General features: G+C 65.2%; 12 protein-coding genes and 1 pseudogene. 5 read left to right on the forward strand and 8 right to left on the reverse strand.

Features of this window, described 5'->3' with window-relative positions:
- Positions 1-26 precede the first annotated feature (26 nt).
- The 4 genes from pglX to ACPYN7_RS10795 form a co-directional block, all read right to left on the reverse strand.
- Complete coding sequence (pglX, locus tag ACPYN7_RS10780) at positions 27-3,623, reverse strand: BREX-2 system adenine-specific DNA-methyltransferase PglX (RefSeq protein ID WP_424347633.1); 3,597 nt, start codon at positions 3,621-3,623, stop codon at positions 27-29.
- On the reverse strand, positions 3,620-7,852 hold the full coding sequence (pglW, locus tag ACPYN7_RS10785) for a BREX system serine/threonine kinase PglW (RefSeq protein WP_424347717.1): 4,233 nt from the start codon (positions 7,850-7,852) through the stop codon (positions 3,620-3,622). Before pglW ends, pglX begins: the two co-directional genes overlap by 4 nt.
- 301 nt (positions 7,853-8,153) lie before the next feature.
- The gene (locus ACPYN7_RS10790) at positions 8,154-9,260 is read right to left on the reverse strand and encodes an McrC family protein (protein WP_424347634.1); all 1,107 of its coding nucleotides are present in this window, start codon (positions 9,258-9,260) and stop codon (positions 8,154-8,156) included.
- A 46-nt stretch (positions 9,261-9,306) separates the two neighbouring features.
- Positions 9,307-11,718: an McrB family protein gene (locus ACPYN7_RS10795; RefSeq protein WP_424347635.1), complete on the reverse strand. Its 2,412-nt coding sequence runs from the start codon at positions 11,716-11,718 to the stop codon at positions 9,307-9,309.
- 109 nt (positions 11,719-11,827) lie between these two features.
- On the opposite strand from ACPYN7_RS10795, the gene ACPYN7_RS10800 reads away from it, so the two are divergent.
- Entirely contained in the window at positions 11,828-12,694 is an 867-nt protein-coding gene (locus ACPYN7_RS10800) for a hypothetical protein (protein ID WP_424347636.1), read from the forward strand.
- Positions 12,655-12,867: an HNH endonuclease gene (locus ACPYN7_RS10805; protein WP_424347637.1), complete on the forward strand. Its 213-nt coding sequence runs from the start codon at positions 12,655-12,657 to the stop codon at positions 12,865-12,867. The genes ACPYN7_RS10800 and ACPYN7_RS10805 overlap by 40 nt, the downstream gene beginning before the upstream one ends.
- 275 nt (positions 12,868-13,142) lie before the next feature.
- Here ACPYN7_RS10805 and ACPYN7_RS10810 read toward each other — a convergent pair whose 3' ends face one another.
- Complete coding sequence (locus ACPYN7_RS10810; protein ID WP_424347638.1) at positions 13,143-13,400, reverse strand: hypothetical protein; 258 nt, start codon at positions 13,398-13,400, stop codon at positions 13,143-13,145.
- On the opposite strand from ACPYN7_RS10810, the gene ACPYN7_RS10815 reads away from it, so the two are divergent.
- Positions 13,386-13,832, forward strand: coding sequence for an IS110 family transposase (locus ACPYN7_RS10815; protein WP_424347639.1), 447 nt, complete (start codon positions 13,386-13,388; stop codon positions 13,830-13,832). The two genes, ACPYN7_RS10810 and ACPYN7_RS10815, sit on opposite strands and share 15 nt — an antisense overlap.
- On the forward strand, positions 13,775-14,200 hold the full coding sequence (locus ACPYN7_RS10820) for a transposase (RefSeq protein WP_424347640.1): 426 nt from the start codon (positions 13,775-13,777) through the stop codon (positions 14,198-14,200). The genes ACPYN7_RS10815 and ACPYN7_RS10820 overlap by 58 nt, the downstream gene beginning before the upstream one ends.
- Before the next feature lie 140 nt (positions 14,201-14,340).
- Here the strand turns inward: ACPYN7_RS10820 and ACPYN7_RS10825 are convergent.
- Together ACPYN7_RS10825 and ACPYN7_RS10830 are read right to left on the reverse strand one after the other, a co-directional pair.
- A pseudogene (locus ACPYN7_RS10825) lies at positions 14,341-14,637 on the reverse strand (transposase); the annotation flags it as partial.
- A gap of 33 nt (positions 14,638-14,670) precedes the next feature.
- Entirely contained in the window at positions 14,671-15,456 is a 786-nt protein-coding gene (locus ACPYN7_RS10830) for a hypothetical protein (RefSeq protein WP_424347641.1), read from the reverse strand.
- Positions 15,457-16,139: 683 nt separating this feature from the next.
- Between ACPYN7_RS10830 and ACPYN7_RS10835 the strand changes: the two genes are divergently transcribed.
- The gene (locus ACPYN7_RS10835) at positions 16,140-16,328 is read left to right on the forward strand and encodes a hypothetical protein (protein WP_424347642.1); all 189 of its coding nucleotides are present in this window, start codon (positions 16,140-16,142) and stop codon (positions 16,326-16,328) included.
- Between the two features lie 487 nt (positions 16,329-16,815).
- On the opposite strand, the gene ACPYN7_RS10840 is transcribed toward ACPYN7_RS10835, so the two are convergent.
- Positions 16,816-17,493, reverse strand: a complete 678-nt coding sequence (locus tag ACPYN7_RS10840; RefSeq protein WP_424347643.1) for a GntR family transcriptional regulator — start codon at positions 17,491-17,493, stop codon at positions 16,816-16,818.
- Between the last annotated feature and the right edge of the window lie 6 nt (positions 17,494-17,499).

Genomic DNA, 17,499 nt, shown 5'->3' on the forward strand with positions numbered 1-17,499 from the left:
ACTACGGCGTATGAAACCAAGGTCGATCAGGCGCTGCGACGTCGCCCTCGCGCCGCGGCCGGCGGACGCCACGCGTTCACGTCGTCGCGGGTCATTTGCAGCTGGGCAAGGAACTGGTCGATCTGGCTGGTGACCGCTTGCGCCGCGCTGGACCCGAACTCCGGTTCGAGCTCGGTGTGCCACTGGTGTAGCCACGGCTCCAGCTCGACGAGCCCGGCAACCATGGGCACGAGGGCTTCGTTTGACGCACCGAGGGCCTGCTGGTTCATGATCTCGCGGACCAGCGCGACCGCCTGGTCACGGTGACTCCAGCCCGCCCAGCCGAGCACCAGGCTGTTGTCTCCCTCGCGTCCAACGCCCGGATACAGTACAAACCGCTCCTTGGGCACGTCGAGCTTGCCGCGAACCTTCCAGTATTCGACCCTCTGGAAATCCTTTGACGAGTACTTTCGCGGCAGGGCAATCCGGACAATCTGGCCCTCATCCTCGAGCCTCTGTAATTCCCACACACGCTGCCACTCTCGATAAATTTCCAGACCCGAGGGCTTATAGCGATGCGCCGCCAGGTAGGGCACAGCCTCGGTCAACGCGACAGTACCGATGACTGACGCCACGTCTGGTTCCACGTTCCGGGTAAGCACGCGAGCTACTTCCAATAGCACTTCGTCCTGCCGCAGAAGGTCACCAAGCTGTGTAACCGACCGCGTGACGGGCCCTTGGAAATCTCTCCAAAGTTCAGGGTCCTCAAGCCTATCGAGCAATGACCTATGAAGTGCCGTCCTTAGCTGCGTCTGCCACGACGTCCTCAGCCAGCGACGCTTGTGCTCGGGTCGCTCCAACAGAGCAAGACCAGGCTCGTTCTCGATCGACTCCACACGCCGTCGAACGAGGTCCCGGTAATCCTCGGGCCAGGAATCGGGCGGAGTGCTAGTGTGCGTGGATCCGTGTCTTTCGAACCAAGTAGACTCTTCTATACCTCTCTCGACGCGCTTCGCTAGCGAAATTTCAAAAGCGCGCTCACCCAGTTGAAGCCGGTCCCACGCTCCGCCTTCATATGTGAGACACTCCTCGGTCACTCCATATGACGCATACATGAGCCAGTCGAGCTCTTCCTGCTCGAAAATTAGTCGCTCCGAGATTCTATTCCAAAGGAGCTCCGCCTCAGACAGAGCCCTTTTAAGGCCCTCCGGCCGATCCCCAATAAGCCAGGCGTTAATCGTTGCCGCCGGCGACGCATCTTCAAGATCAGAAGCAAGTCTGTCGAGAGTTTCCCCCATTGAATAGGGGAGCTCTTTCACCAGCGGAAAGTCCTTAAGTTTCGCACCAGCAAATTCGTACCTCGGCTCCCAATCCTCGTCACCGATTCCGCCTCCAATACCGCCATTGCCCTTGTTGTGATTTTTCTGCTTGAGCCAGAAGCAGGCCAGTGAACTATTTAGAACTCCAAGTAGTCCGAGATACTCGCGCTCCGTCGCATTGTGGGGTAGCTGCACGAACGGCGCATGCGGATTGAACAATCTATGGTCACGATCGAGCGAGAAGTGATTGTGTGTCGCGACATTAGGGTATGTCAGCGTGAAGGTGCACTTTGCACGGTCAATCGCAATCTGATGCCACTCCCACCAAGTTCTTCCCTCGTCCCTGTATGACCGTTTGGAGAAGGTTGCTCGCGCCCAAGTTTGGGCTCGAAGGGGCCACATCCACTTCAATGCGCCGATCGTTTCTCGGATATCGAGTAGCTTTCCAGTCTCTATCGAGTACGGGAACAGTGCGTAATCCCCGTTTGCAATGCGGTAATCCCTAACGTCTTCACCAGCCACAAAAGGCCTAAACCAATCCTCTTCAACCCCACGGCGAACAAAATCCCGCCGTGCACCGAGGAACGCCCCGTCCGAGTTGGTCTGGCCCGAGTACCCAAATACTTTCGCTACGTCGTGAAGTCGTGTCCCCGTCTTCATGACCTCTAGAACTCGCTCAATTTCCGGACTTCCCAGTGGCCATGGATGTCGACCCAGAGCGCTTCGGTCAAGAGATGTCACGGTGACGTAGTCTCCTGAGTACTCAATGTCGTCCGCGTGATCCCGCACTTCGGACCAAGCAAGTCCACGCGAGGGGTCGTCCGGCTTGCCCGGTTCACCTCGCACGGCCACGACAACGCGCACGGACTGCGATACGGGTCGACGCCTTCGGCCCACCAGAATTACAGTTGGCGTCGCGTGACCAGGGATATGCGCACGGGATGTGTCGTAAATTCCCAGTACGTCCACAGGATTGTCCGTGTGATAGCCGCCGAAAAAGTCTTCAATTAGTTTTTTGCCGAACTCTTGCTTCATGAAGCCATTCGATGTGATTTTGCCTACGTACCCTGCTCCAAGCCCCGACGCACCCTTGATGGCGAGGCGAAAGAAGAGCTCCATGAACGGCACCGTCAATTGATACTGCCGGTGCGTTGTCCGATAAGCCTTCCTATATGCCTCATTCAATACGGGATCCTTAACCGAGATGTACGGCGGATTTCCCACTACCACGTGATATTGGCCGGGCCGAAGGATATCGTGGTACTTGTCGAGGTCCTCAGTGGCATAGGTATAGGTTTCCTCACCAAAAAGGGCTTCGGTGACGCCTTGCTCGCCGAGGAGCGAGTCTCCGATAGCTAAGTGGAATCCCCACTCTGGTACACCCACCAAAGACTTCTCGCCTGCGGCGAGGATTCCGGCGACAGTAAGGCGGAATCGAGCGATGGCGACGGCGAATGGGTTGAGGTCGACCCCGTGGATGGCTTCCATCGCCTTGTGTACGCGTTGCTTGCGATCAAGCCCGGGCGCCTCGGTGGCCCACTGTTGGTTGAGGCGCTCGAACGCTCCGAGCAGGAAGTGACCGGATCCGCAGGTAGGGTCGATCAACTTGAGCCCGTCAACGCCAAACTCGACCATTGCGGGCGTCAAGGTGCGGTCGAGGATGAACTCTTCGACGAATACCGGCGTCTGCAGGAGCGCGTAGGTCTTCTTTGCGTGGTCGGACAGGTCCTGGTACAGGTCGCCGAGGAAGCGAGTGTCCAGGTCGGGGTCGGTGAAGTCGTGCACGAGTGCGCCGTCGTCGTAAGTGCGGCGCCAGAAGTCGACGAGGCCCTTGGCGGCCTCGGCGCTGACCTCTGCGGTCCAGACCGGGTTGTGCTGGGGGTCAACGAGCGATACTCCGGCGGGCTGGGCTGCCAGCACGCGGAAGGACTGCTGGAGCCAGTCACGGTCGTGGTGGCTGGTGTTGACGCGGAAGTAGGCGGTCTGGTTCTCGCGTGCGCGAAGGATACGGTCGCCGGGCCCGGCGATCCAGCCGACCGGGACGGGAATTCCGTCGAGGGTGGCGCCGACGAGCAGGTCGTTGTCCTCGCAGAACCGGACGAACGTCGTCGCGACGATCCACGCGACGGCCGCCTGATCGACTTCATTGTCTCGCCACGCACCCCAAGACAGCCCTGTGCGCTCGCGTCCCAACGCTTCGGCGTGCTCTCGCTGGAGGGTGCCGCCCCAAGTGGTGGTTGGGTCGTCGGCTCGCTCCTTCAGGTCGATCTGCAGGGTCCGCAGCTGTGTCTTGAGGGCGGCGAGGAGGGCGGAAGAGTCGATCATGCACGGTCTCCGGGATTGCAGGGCTGAAGTTGGATGGTCTTGTCATCGGCGAGCTGCGCCATGTCGCGCGGAAGGTCTATCCAGCCGCTCGGGCTCAGCGGTACCGACCGGCCTTCCAAGAGCGGGGCGCGGGCGTCGCCGGCCTTAGCGACCAGCAGCCAGCGGGCGGCAGGACGCTTGGTGCCGGTATCCAGCAGGGTGGCAAGCAACGAGGTCATGCCGTATCGCACCAGGGGGCCAGCGTTCGTCAACAGAAGCGGCCGGTGCGCGCTGAGTCGTTCTCCCCAGACGGGTTCGACCGACCTCTGGACGACACCCTCGAGTGCCTTCCACTGCTTGCTGTCACAGTCCAGGGCGTCATAGCCGAGCAGACCGCTCCAGATACCGCCGGCCTTCTCGATCTGCTCCCTAGTAGCGCTGACCACGAGCTCGGCGACGTCCAGCACATCGATGTCGAACTTCGAGGCCAAGGCCCTCGCGGCGGCGACATACCGCTTGGGCGCGACGGTGAGAGTGAGCGCCGAATGCCTTTCGAGCGACTCAGTGAGCTTGCGCGCGACCTCGGCGGCAGGTGTGGGCGCGAACTGAGTCGTCGAGACCGTGCCCGTGGTGTACAGCGCGGTGCTCTTGGGCGCATAGATACCGTTCCGGTTCACCAGCTCGGGGTACAGCTCGCGCATGAGCGCGTTGAGCCGGTCGGGGTTCGGCAGCGGCTCGGCCAGGTGCGGGAACCGCGCACTGAGCGTGCGTCCCACCGCCATCTGGCTGATAGAGCGGCCAGGCTTGCCGCGCATCGCGTACTCCAGTGCCTCCTTGATGGGCAGTGCGCGCGGGTAGAGCTCCTGAAACCCCGACACTGCCGCCGTCTGGCTCGCGCCCGCGGCCAATCGCAGGAGGCGCGCGTCGGTCACCTGCCACTGGCCGGCACCGTCGAGGTCGTTCACGACGCCGCGGAGCGCGGTGATCGCCGTACTGGCGGCGACGACGCCACCGGCAACCAGGTCGTCGGCCTTACCGCCGAGCTCGCCGGCCAGGTCAGTGAGCAGATCTGCAGGCGGGGCAACTCCGCCGTCCTCCACGGTCGCGGCGTGCTCGCTCAGTGCCAGCAGGTCCACCTTGGCGCCGGCACGGCGGCGCAGCACGAAGACAGGATGGGTGTCGCGTGCGTCGAGCTCAACGATAGCCCGCACGAGCGCAGTGCCGTAGGTCGAACGTTCGGCGCCGTCGAGCGTGGAGCCGCGCAGCGTCAGGAGCGCGGCGACCGCCTCGCGCACCGTCATGACGCGCCCTGCGTTCGCGATGATGTTGGTCAGCTCGCTGCGCGCGGCGAGGAATGGCTTGTCCTTCGACCATTCGCCGACTGCGTCGTCGAGCATGCTGATGACGCGTTCGCGCGTGGTCTGGAAGCTGGCCGCGACATCGGCCGCCGTGGGCCACGAGGCGCCATCGCCAAGGCCGAGAAGGCCGTGCGCGAGCGGCTTGTTCGCCGCGGGAAGCATCTCGAGCAGGTTGTCGACCACGCGGTCGACGCCGAGCGTTACCTCAACCCCCGGAGCAGGCTCGGCCGAGCTCAGTGATGCGCGCCATTGCGCGATGCGGGCCTGGATCTCCTTGCGGTAGGTCTCCCCCAGCCCGCGGATTCCGTTGATCTTGACCGGGTGCACGCCCAGCACGTCCGCGACCGTAACCACGCCGTCCAGACGGCGCAGGGCGGACAGGGCCTGCGCGGACAAGCCCGACTGCTCCAACGGCGTCTCCAAGGTGACCTTGGAAGCGAGCTCGTCGTCCTTCCGCCGGGCGTCCTCGTCCAGTGCAAGGCTCGCGAATGCCTCACCCCAGGCGTGCAGCAGGTCTTCGACGTTCCCGAACCGCTCCCTAATGTCGGGCGACAGGGCCTTACGGAACAGCTCAGTAAGCTGCGCGCTCACGGCAGGGTCGAACGACGTCGGCTCCACCACCGGACGGTCCGTAGTGGAGGCAGGTGCGCCCCCGCCGTTGGACCACCACGGCAGCACACCAGTCGCCATCTCGAACAACGTCACCGAAACCGCCCATAATTCCGCCGCCCGGTCATAGCGGCTGCGGCGCCCCTTGCCCAGATATGGGTCGAGGTATCCGGGCGTGCCGGAGGCGACGTTGTCCAAGGGCTCGCGGGCGAGCGAGAAGTCGAAGAGTGTCAGGTGCGGCTTCCGGTAACCGGGGTCCGGGGCGATGCCGAGGTTCGCGGGCTTGATGTCGCGGTGGAAGACGCCCTTGACGTCGACCAGGTACGCCATGGCCTCCAGCAGGTCGGTGCCCCACCGCTGCAGCTGCTCCAGGGTCGACTGGCCTTCCTTGATGAGGCGCGCGGCGAGGGTCTCCTTGCCTGCGTCAGACATGAGCAAGGCGCTTCGGCCACCGAGTTCAAGCGTCTCGATCAGTCGGACGACGCGCGGGTGCTCAAGCCCTCCGAGCACCTCGGCTTCGATGTCGAGCCTGCGACCCGCGGCGTCGTCGCGGGCAACCTTGAGGATGAGTTCCCTGTCGTCGCCTGCCTCGTCATCCAGCACGGCGAGGGCCACACCCGACGATCCCTCGCCGCGGCGGCCAGCGACTAGGAAGCGTCCACCGATCATGTCGCCGGTCTGGGCGTCGAGCGGGTCCGCGATCTCCGCAGGGGGGGCCTGGTCGTCCGGTCGGCGTACCTCATCCCACGCCATGCGGACCAGCCCGAGCGCGTCCTCGACCGACGCCGGTCGCTCGGCCTCGTCGACGGCCGTCAGCTCTCCCACGACCTCGGCCAGGGAGTCCGGCAGTCCGGCGGTGACCGCACGCGGGTCGAACCGTCCAGCCTGCTGCTGGACCTCTTGGACATCGGCGATCGTCGTGGCCGGTGCTTTTCCGGTCAGGATGAGGAAAGCCACGGCTCCGAACCCGAAGACATCCAGCGGCGCACCAGGTACATCGGTGACCGACTGGCGGGCTTCGGGAGCGAGCCACACCAGGTCCTCCGCGCCCGCGACACCGAGCAGGTCCGTCACGCCGCGGCTGATGACGGTCCAGCGGGTCGTTGCGGCCGTCTCACGGTCCTTCTGCGCCGAATACCAGTCGCGCACCTCCAAGCGCGGACCGTCAGGCGATGGTCGAACCCACACACGCTGCGGCGATAGCGCGCGGTGGAACAGATGACGGTTGTGGGCGTACCGAAGAATGTCGCCGAGCTGCTCGACCATCGCGACCCGGTGGTCGAGCGTCAGCGCGGCGCCATCGTCGGCGAGGAACGCGTCGAGCGGTCGCTCGGCGTCCTGGTACTCGAATACCAGCGCCGGGCCGTCATCGGTCACCAGGAACTGCTGCGGGACGGCGATGCCCTCGTGGCGGATCCCGAAAGTGAGCTGATACTCGCGCTGGGCGAGCTGCTCGATGCGCTTGCGCTCCGACGCGGACGCCTTGGGGTGCACGTCGTACAAACGCAGGCGCTGCTTGATTTTTGGCAGGTTCGGGTGCGTGACGACCACGTCCTGCCAGTCGACCCCTTCGGCGACGGGGTCGGACTCGGCGACAGCGAAGTCGCCCACTATCCGCGTCTTCGGCGTCGGACGGAAGTCCGCCTTCTCGCACAGGTGCCGCACGAGTTGGGCACGCTGCGGGTCAATGTTGTCTTTCGGGTTAGTCGGCGGAGTGGCGAGGAAGTCGCTGAGCCGGAGCAGCGGAGGCTTGGAGCTGACGGAGTATCCGTCGAGCTTAACCACACCGGCGCGGCCGGAGGCGTCGACCGCGAACGTGGAGCCCTCGCCATGCAGAACGACGAGCGGGTTGACCCACGGGACGGCGCTCTCCATATGTGGGCTCGACGTGTACGACTTGAGCAGCGAGGCGAGGCGCTTGCCCTTGCGGTCGGTGACCAGGAACGGGTTCGGGTGCGTCTTGCCCGGTTGGTACCAGCGCTGGGAGTTGCCGGTGATAGTCCCGTGCCAGCCCTTGAGCTCGACACAGAACAGGCCCACTGGCGTCAGGAGTAGGACATCGACCTCAGCGGTGCGGTTGTTGGTGTCGATGAAGGTCAAGTTGACCCACGCAGTCGTGCGCCCGTCGTCGGGCAGAACCTCGCGGAACGCTTCGAGGGCGGCCGCCTCCTCTGGCGTCGCGGGCGGGCCCATCACCTTCCAGTGGGGCGAATCAGCCTTCATCGGTTTATCGGTGCTCCAGGGTTTGCGGCGTGGGGGTTGCTGCAGGTTAGCGTGCTGCATCACCAGCCTAGTTCGAGCGTCAAAACGCGCGGTTCACGACACCCGATGATGCGTCAATATCACCGGTACGGGCGCGCCGACCGACGACCAGCCATTCCGAAGACACCTAGGCAGTCCCCTCAACCGATCGGCTTCAGCGAACCTCGGTCGATCTCTCATAGACGGCGGGCTCAAATTCTGGACCCGTGCCGGTCATCTGAACACCCGTATGGGCAAGAAGGTCGACGTCCGACCGCTGGACATACTGACAGCCCGTTCTCCTGCTGCCTCCAGCACCGACTGTTCCCGGTCCGCTGGCAGGTCAGACCCGGACCGATTCTCGCGCGATCCCGCCAACCTGCCGCAACACCGCCAATGGCGGAACCAACAGGTCCAGGTGCCGTAGATGCAGCCGCTCCCCTGAGTGCCGAACGTCGTGGGTGATCGGCGTGTGAGGCCCCTGGGCATAGACCAGCGTTGCCTCCGGCAATCCGGTCGCCGTCGCGTAGGCCAGCAATTGGTAGAGATCAGCCTCGTGGCTGGGCCCCGCGTCACGCTTGTACTTCACGTCGCCCACGAAGCGCCACTGTCCGCCGACCCGCACACCGAGGTCCGGCACCAGCGGGACCTGTCCGCTCTCGGCCAATGACAGCCCCCTGCCCCGCCAGCTGTTGGGGAACTCGGTCTCCGAGAGGGCGACGGCCTCACGGAGGGCCGTGCGCACGAAGCGCTCGAAGATGTCGTGCAGGCGCAGCGTGAAGCCGACCGTACCCACGGTTCCACCGGCGAGATCGACCATGGAGTTCTCCAGCACCACCCGTGCCAGGCCGAGGACCTGGCGGTAGTGCTCGTTCTGCCGGGTCCAGGTGATCGTGTCCAGATCAGGGAGGGGATCCCGCAGCGGCCGGACGTGCTCCAGGCTCCGCCACAGCCGGTCCACCCCGGCGGCGAGCGCCGGATCGGTCAGGCGGCTGTGGCGCAGCACCGCTAGTGCCTCGCGGAGGATCCGGTTCTCCGTGATGTCGTCGTCGTGCACCTGGAAGCGGGACGCGACGGGCAGCGGCGCGCGCCTCCGTGCCTGGACGTTCCAGCGCACCCGCCCCTTCACCATCGGTAGGTCGGCGTCGATGGTCCGGTACGAGCGCAGCAGTCCGCGCTGCAGTGTCCGACGGCACGCCGCGACGAAGAGGGCGGCCATGCCGTCCTCGAGGTCGTCGACGCCGGCTATGGCCGACCAGTTCTCCTCCCAGCGGAACGGGTCAGCGGCGTAGGCGGTCATGAACAGCACCCGATCGATCGGGATCTTGGGCCGCACCACGATCGGGACGCCGCCGACGCTCACGCTGCCCACCACCCCGCCGGGGCGTACGGTGACCTCATCGCCCTTGCCGGTCGCGCGGACGACGGCCTCGAAGCGGGTCTCCAGCACATGCCGCTGGGCGGAACTCAGAGTCAGGGGCCCAGAGGTCGCCCACTCAGTCAGCTGCAGCATCGCCCGCCGTGTGCGTCACGGCCGCCTTCAGAGTCGCGAATTCGAGCTGGTCCAGAAACTCCGGGCGGCGGTAGAAAACCTCGCGCAGAGTCGGCATCACGGTGTAGTCCCAAGCACGTCGGGCTCGGGTCTCATCCATCTGCGCACCCATGAAGTGGCTGGGGCCGACGTGCTGGTCCTTGTCCTTAATGATGCCATTTGCCCGGTCGAGGAGCTCGGCGAGCCACTTCAGCTCGGCGTCGTGCTGGGCGAGGTGGCTCCGGAGCATGCCGTCCACCGGGGTCTCGCCCGGTCGCAGGTCGCGGACGTAGAAGCGCCTGCGCAGCGCCGAGTCCAGGGCCGTGATGGAGCGGTCGGCGGTGTTCATGGTGCCGATGAGGAAAAGGTTGCCCGGCAGGCTGAAGTCCTGTCCGTAGGTCAGCGTGACCTCCTGGTCGCGATACTCGAGCAGGTAATAGAGCTCCCCGAACACCGCCGGGACATTACCCCGGTTGATCTCGTCGACGAGCAACACATAGGTGTCCTCGGGGTGCGCCCGCGCCTCCTTCGCGATGCGGAGCAGCGGGCCGTCGACCACCCGGAACGACGTCGGGTTGTCCGGGTCCGGTCGAAGTCCCTGCACGAAGTCCTCATAGCTCGTCCCCGGATGGAACTGTGTGAGCATCACCCGCTTCGGGTCGCCGGCGAGAAACTCCGCAAGCTTGCGCCCCAAGTAGGTCTTCCCCGTGCCCGGAGGCCCTTGCAGGATCAGCTGCTTCTTCAGCTGGAGCAGCTCGAGGGTCTCCTCGAGCCACTCGGCCCCCTCCTCGTCCAGGGACAGTCCGGCCGCGAGGTCCTCGAAGGAGTCCGACGACGGAACCTCCGCCACCGGAACCTCTGCCGGCGCGGTAACCGCCCCAGCTGCCGGAGTACTGTCCTGCGTAGTCAGTGCGACGGTCTTGCCGGTGCGCCAGGCGTCGAAGGCTCGCCACTCGGTGTCCTCCCACCCCTCGGGGCGATCAGTTCGCACGAGGATGTCGGCGAGCACAGCTGCGTCGAGGCGGGTACCCCAGAGGTCTTCCGGCGTTCCGAGGCCGACGCGAGTGGCGTCGAGTCGCTCGAGGTAAAGAACGTAGTTCTCCCCCACTGTGGAGGCGTCCTGCCCCGGATAACCGTTGGCGAGACGGTGGGCCGTGGCCGCGGTCTCGAACGGCCAGAGTGGGAACTCCTCAGCACGCTGCGCCATGAGCAAGGCTGAGGCGAGTGCCATCTGAGCCTTGCCGCTCGGCAGCACGTCGTCAGGCACCCGGTCCAGAAAGCGGTCGATCGCCTCCCCTCCGCGGTGATCCGCGAAGGCGGTCAGGGCGTACCGGGCGGCAGCGTCGTCGTTCTCGGCCCAGGACACGACGGCCGAGACTACCGGTGCGACTCCCGCATCCAAGTCGGCGAGCGCCGCGCGCAGCGGCCCGGCGACAGGCGCCCCGCTGCTTGCTGCTCGCAGAGCCTCCGCAGCCCGGAGCGCACACTCCTCCCACGCGGCGCGAGGCTGCTCCAGCACGTCGACGAAACGCCGCGCCCACGAGACGTAGGCGTCCATCTTCGGATTGGGCTGCTGCCACACCTCCCGATAGGGCGTCCGATACAAGTCCGTGTACGCGTGGTTCCCGAACCAGGCGTTCGGCTCGAGCCGCCGTACGATCTCGGCAACCTCGAATTCCGCACCCAGCCGGTCCGCAAAAAACTTGGGCAGGGCGCGCCGGTCATCACGGCTCGTGATGGCCGGCGCGTAGTTCGGGAAAAGCATGTGCTCGAGGGCGAATCGCTGGCTCCACACGGACTGGTCGTCGATGCCGCCCATGAAGCGCTGGAAAGTACTCCAGTCCGTGAAGACGCCAGTTCGCTCGGCGCGAGGCAACTTCTTCGCCGTTTCGTAGACCCGGATGAGGTAGGCAAACATCTTCCACCGGAACGTGTTGTAGCCAGTTCCGGGATGAGCGACACCACCGGCGAGCGCCTCGGCAAACTCGTCCGGCAGATCCGTGGTGCCGGCATCGCGGTAGTCGAGGATCATCTGGATCTGGTCGCGCTTCGTCTTGGCCCGCGCCGCCCGAGTGGTGACGATGAGGTAGTAGACGTACATGAGCTCGGCGGCAAGCTGCACCGCGTCCGCGCTGACCGTGGACAGCTGGGTCTCGAGCTTCTCGTAGAAGGTCCCGGAGCCCTCGTCCGGCTGATCGATGAAGGCCTCGACCAGTTCCTGCACCGCAGCCGCGCTGTTGATTGGCTCCCCGCTGAAGAGACTGCGGTCGTCGATCAACGATCGGTCCCGCCACTGCTCCGCCGCCCAGTACATCTTCTGAGCGGACGGAAGGGTCACGCGGGAGCGGCTGGTTGTCACGTCATCGGATTCGGCCATGGGAACTATTGTGTCTTGTCAGCGGACGTGTGTCGGTCAGTCGTTGGTTGGTCCACGCCTGTCGAACCGCGCCTGGCCCTGACTGTTCCGTGGCTTTATGGTGCAAAGCATGAAGCTGAGTGACCTCACCGATCCTGGAGCCGTCGTGGCGGCCATGCACGAGTTCGACGAGCTCGGACGAGATCGGTTCCTGGAGAAGTACGGCTTCGGCCGATCCAGCACCTATTTCGTGGAATACGAGGGCAGACGCTACGACTCCAAAGCGCTCCTGGGGGCCGCTTGCGGTCACCAGCACGGCCGACCTCTGCGTCATGAGATGTTCAACGGGGGCCTGGACACGACGGCGCGCAAACTGACGGATCTGGGCTTCAACGTGGTCGGAGGAGACCCACCCGGGGACTTCCCCCGCCCTCCGTCAGCCTTCGTGCTCCTGTGGAATCCCGGCAGCTGGGAATGGTCGCAGGATGATCGCGATCGCATGCAACAGCTCATCGCCGAACAGGGACAAGCGCCGGACAGGTGGTCGACGGGAAGCCGCACCTCCGGCATGCACCCTGGGGACAGGATTTTCCTTCTCAAGGTGGGGACGAAGCCTCTCGGCATGATCGCCTCGGGAACCGCCCGCAGCGAGATCGAACACTGGGATCACTGGGACACGGAGCGGCAGGAGCAGGCTCCGTTCGTCGACGTCGCCTGGGACACCCTGCTCTGCCCGCAGGAGGTGCTTCCTCGGGAGGTGCTCAAGGAGAGATCCCAGACAGCGGCTGGACCTTCCAAGGCGGAGGCGTACTTCTCACTCCCGATGTCGCCGACGATCTGGAGCTTCTGTGGGCGTCCCATCGACCGGTCGAACGAGTGGCCTCGGCAATCGAGGCCCGCTATACCCAAGGCCTCAGCAGACACCGGCTACACCAGCAGGCCTTCCGGAGGCTGCTCTTGCGGCACTACCCAGCAGAGTGCGCTGTCTGCGGGCTAGAGGAAGCGTTCATTCTGGAGGCCGCTCACGTCGTTCCGGACAGCGAGGGTGGTCCGTCCGACGTCGCCAATGGGCAGCTTCTGTGCCCCAATCACCACCGAGCGCTGGACGCGGGCCTGTACGAACTCACCTACGACGGGGCCGTGTGGAAGAACCCGACTCGAGCCTTCTGACATGACGGCGGCTGTCGAAACGGGGCGGCGACCTGCACCCCAACGTTTTTGCCTCTGACTTGTCTTGAATGGGTAGTGGCCAGCGCTGGGGAGTCTGCAGCTTCGTAGTATTGATGGTGGCGGTCGGCGCTGGTCCGCTTGCTTCTTGGCACCCCTGGGAAGGGGTTGGCTCACTGATAGGGTGCCCGGCCGGCCGCCACCTGCCCTGGGTGTGGTTCGACAGAGGCGTGCAGGTGGATTGAAGTCAGAGTGCCCACCGAGGGAGCTTCATATCCCTACGAGCGGAAGCCGCCCGTCATGACCGTCATCGGGATCGACCCGCACAAGTCCTCGCTCACCGCCGCCGCATTGGCCGCTGATGGCACGGTGAGAGCCACACGGCGTTTTGCCGTGACCAAAGGCACCGGCCCGGCCGTGCTGGCCTGGGCATCCCAGTTCGAGGACATCATCTTCGCCGTAGAAGGTGCCAAGGGCATGGGCCGGGGATCGCCCAGTACCTGCTCACCCAAGGCCACGAGGTGCTCGACGTCCATGCCACCCTGTCGATGAAGGCCCGGGTGCTGCACACCGGCGGCGGCCGGAAGACCGATGCCGCCGACACCCGGGCCGTCGGCTGGGCCGCACAACACCACGAGGGTCTGCGGCCGGTGGCTGCCGAGGACCACGCCGAGATTCTGAACCTGCTCACCCACGCCCGTGACGGCCTCAAGGGTGACCGGACCAGGGCCCTGAACCGTTTGCACGATCTGCTCCGGAATCTGATCGCCGGGGGCGTGCCCCGGGGGTTGACCTCGACTCGAGCGCGGGCGGCGTTGCGCGGGCTACGGGCGAGCACGGCTATCGAGCACAGTGCCGGCGTGACCTGGCCCGCGATCTGGTCGGTGAGGTCGCCCGGCTGGAGAGGCTCATGGACGACTACGAGCAGAAGATCGCCGAGGAGCTTCAGGGCACCGGCAGCTTCTTGATGGAACTCCAAGGCATCGGCACGTTGCACGCCGGGAAGATCCTGGGCGAGGTCGGGGACGTACGCCGGTTCCGCTCGGCCGGCCACTTCGCCAGCTGCACCGGGGTCGCACCCTTGGACACCTCCAGCGGGGATAATCTGCGGCAACGCCTGAACCCCGGTGGCAACCGTCGACTGAATTCGGTGCTGCACGTCATGGCCGTATGCCAGGTTCAACACGGCGGCCCGGGCCGGGAGAACTACCTGAAGAAGATTCAAGAGGGCAAGACGCCCCGTGAGGCCCGCAGGGCCCTCAAACGCCGACTGAGCAACGTCATCTACCGCACCATGCTCAAGGACCTCGCCGCCGCCCCACCGGCCCTCTCTTGACACAGAGGCCCTATCAGGCCACACCCGGACCTCGCCCGGCCGGACCGGCGGGGCGGCACATCGCGGACAAGCCCACCAAGATCGAGGACAGCGAATAAACGAGCCAACCCCGCCGGCACGTCCTACGATGACATTGACGCGAAGAAAGCCGAGGCCGACCGCAGAATGGCGTTGGCCCTACGAAGCTCCCGCACTTCTTTCTCCAGCTCGGCCAACCGCTGGGCGTCATCGGTGGTGGTCCCCGGCCGGTAACCCTCGTCCACCTCGGCCTGTCTCACCCAGTTCCGCAGCGTCTCCGGATTAATCCCCAACTGCTGCCCGATCCGCGCCAGCGCCCCGGCCTTGGTCGCCGGGTCCCGCCGGGCCTCCACCGCCATCCGAGTGGCACGCTCACGCAACTCGTCGGGGCACTTCCTCGGTGCTCCCATGACTCTCATCCTTCCGTGGAATGAAAGCCTCCAACAGACCCGTCACGGGACATTGTTTGGCTGGCGCTTTTCAGGTTGGTCGAATAGAAAAGTGCCCAGGTCTTGGCCGTTGCGCACAAATTGACGCAACCAACGGCATGCGGTGTCATCCGGTGCGACAGGCAGGCTGGTTATGTAGTGGGCGAATTTTGCCAGCGCGGTATGTGCCTTATCCATTACCCGGCCGGGTGTGACCGGACCCTCTGAATTGATGCTGGACGAACGCCCCTCTGCGTAACCGTAGTGGGCTATTGCCCAGTCGATGCCGCGCACGTATTTCTGCACCGCATTTCCAAGATCGGCACGAGTGATGCCCGCCTTCTGCAAAAGGTCACCATTGAGCTGAGCTGTCCAGAGGTTGGTCAATCTGCGCAAGTCACGTATTTGAACGGCTGGAAGATACAGGTCCCCGAATTTTTTCTCGAGATCAAACACATCATCGTAAAGATGCCACCGTTGATCGATTTCTTTGGCCAGGTCCGCTGCAGATTGCACCTCGCGTTGCATACGAGCTTGCTCCCGCTGTTCATTGAAGGTCTTGTCCTGAATCCTGACTTGGTGTTTATTCTGGACGTTGAGAACCAAAGCTGCGACGCCGCCGGCGATGCCTGCTGACAGCAGGGTGGAAATAATCGCGGTAAACCCGTCCCACGAGAGTGCGTCGGCAGGCACCCACGGCAATGGATTCGCCTGATGGATGATAACTAGAAGCAAAAAAAGAATTCCGCAAACAGACACAATCAGCCCTACGGCAGCCAAAATGGCGAGCGGCGATCTGAGTTCTTTCATGACTGACCGGCCTGGGTCGCGGCGTCCAGGTTCCGGGTGCCGGGCACTGCTCGACCGGCACGGTGGGCAACCACGCGCGATCTGAGGGCGGTCGAGGTTAGGGGTGTGTCGGGCGGGTTGAGCCCGGGAGAGTGGCAGTCGCAGGTATGGGCGCCGACGGCCAGAGCGTTCGTGTTCCCGTGGTAGATGGCGGGCGTCGCAGCGAGGGCGTTGGTGCAGGACTTCAGGAGTGCAATGGTCCGGCGCACGCCATCGGAGATCGTGCAGGTTACCCGCTCGCAGGCGCGGATTGAGGGTACGGACGCCGTCCGCGACTGAGCCGATGTCTCGCTGGAGGGCTGTAGAGCCTCACGCGCGGCCAGGAGCTCGATCTTTTCCCTGCGATCGTCGACCGACGCTGGTACGGGGCGGGCGGCATTGTGAGCGCGCGCCCAGGTGTCCAGCACCTTGAGGTCCGGTGCAGGGCTGCTATCGGGGGTCATTGTGCTCCATTCAGGTTCCTGGACGGGGGCTGTTGCCGCGAGCGCAGTGGGGCGCTGGGGATTTCGCTGGCCATGGGGCCGGGTGTTAACGCCTCGGCCGGCGGCCGGGGCACCCACGGGGCTCTAGCCGCAGAGCCCACGGACGCTGTCCGGGACGACGCTATCGCGGCAGCCAACGCGGTGATCGACGAGTGTGCAGCCATGGCTGAATTCGATCCCGAGGACTGTCCATTCGGGTCCTCGTTCTACAACGACGACGATTACCGGAGTCCGACGTGGTCGGTCGAGTCCTACCCGACGTACACGGTGGAGGAGAGCTGGGACTCGCTCTACCTGCGCACGGAGGAGTCCGGGGAGGTCACGCTGACCTACGAGTACAACACCGAGTAGGACGACGAGGAGCCCGCCGATTGGGAGAGCGAGGACACGACCAAGACCGTCTATTTCTCGGCTCCCATCGTCCTGGACGGCGACCGGTTGTCTCTCGACCTGTCGGGCACCTGGTAGGGCTGCAAGCCGCACCGGCGAAGAGCCATGGCGGTGTCCTCCCCTCTTGAGGTGGGGAGGACACCGCCATCGTCGTGCAGAAGCCTCGCGCACAGGGGAGGCCAGCTGCGCCGGGTCGCGGACCTCGGGCGAATCGATGCAGACGTCGTCGACCACACTGTGAGGGGCACTTTGCTGGCTGTCATCGATGCCCTGTCACGCGGGAGTGCCGCGGCGCGACCTCGACTGGGACGGCTGGCGGTTGGCGGCTGGCGGCTGGCGGCTGGCGGCTGGCGGCTGGCGGCTCAGCCTGCTCGTCCTGGGTGACTGTGTCCCGGTCGTCGGCGCCCGTACGCAGTGAGGCCGCCGGACATCAGGGATCAGAGAGTGGTCAGCCCTGCGGTGCCGGCCCCACCGTCGCGTCCAGCGGCCGGTCCTCGCGCATCCGGGTGGTCAGCTCCGTGAAGAACGCCCGCAGCCGGGCCACCGCCTCCGGACCGGCGCCCTCACGCAGCAGGTGCAGCATGTCCTGCCAGCTCTCGACCCACAGCGGCACCAGGTGGCCTGAGGGATAGAGCGTGATCCGCCGCAGCGAGCGCAGCATGACCTGCTCCGCCATGGCGGTCAGCTCCTCGTTGTCGGCGGCCGCCAGCAGCACCCGCACAGCGTCGATCAGGCCGGTGCGGGACTCCTCGAAGTGGTGCTGTCCCGCCTCCTGGGTGAAGCGGGTGACGGTGTCGCCGAGCGCGTCGAGCCGGCCGTCGTCGAGGTGGGGCACGGCGCGCTCGAGCGCGGCCACGGTGACGACCCCGAGCACGTCCATCAGCTCGATGGCCTGCCGCTGGGTGAGCACGGCGACGTGCCGGCGCTTGTTGGCGGTGCTGACCACCAGGCCCTCGCCGATGAGCTCGGTGATGGCCTCGCGCACCGGCGTGATGCTCACGTCGAGGCGGGCCGCGATCTCGGCGTCACGGATCGGGGCGCCGGGCGCGAGCGCACCGGAGAGGATCTCCTCCCGCAGGTGCTCCGCGACCGCTTCTCGCCGGGTGGCCGGCATCTCGAACGCCACAGTTGT

The organism is Kocuria sp. CH-021 (assembly GCF_049716185.1).
Taxonomy (GTDB): Bacteria; Actinomycetota; Actinomycetes; order Actinomycetales; family Micrococcaceae; genus Kocuria; species Kocuria cellulosilytica.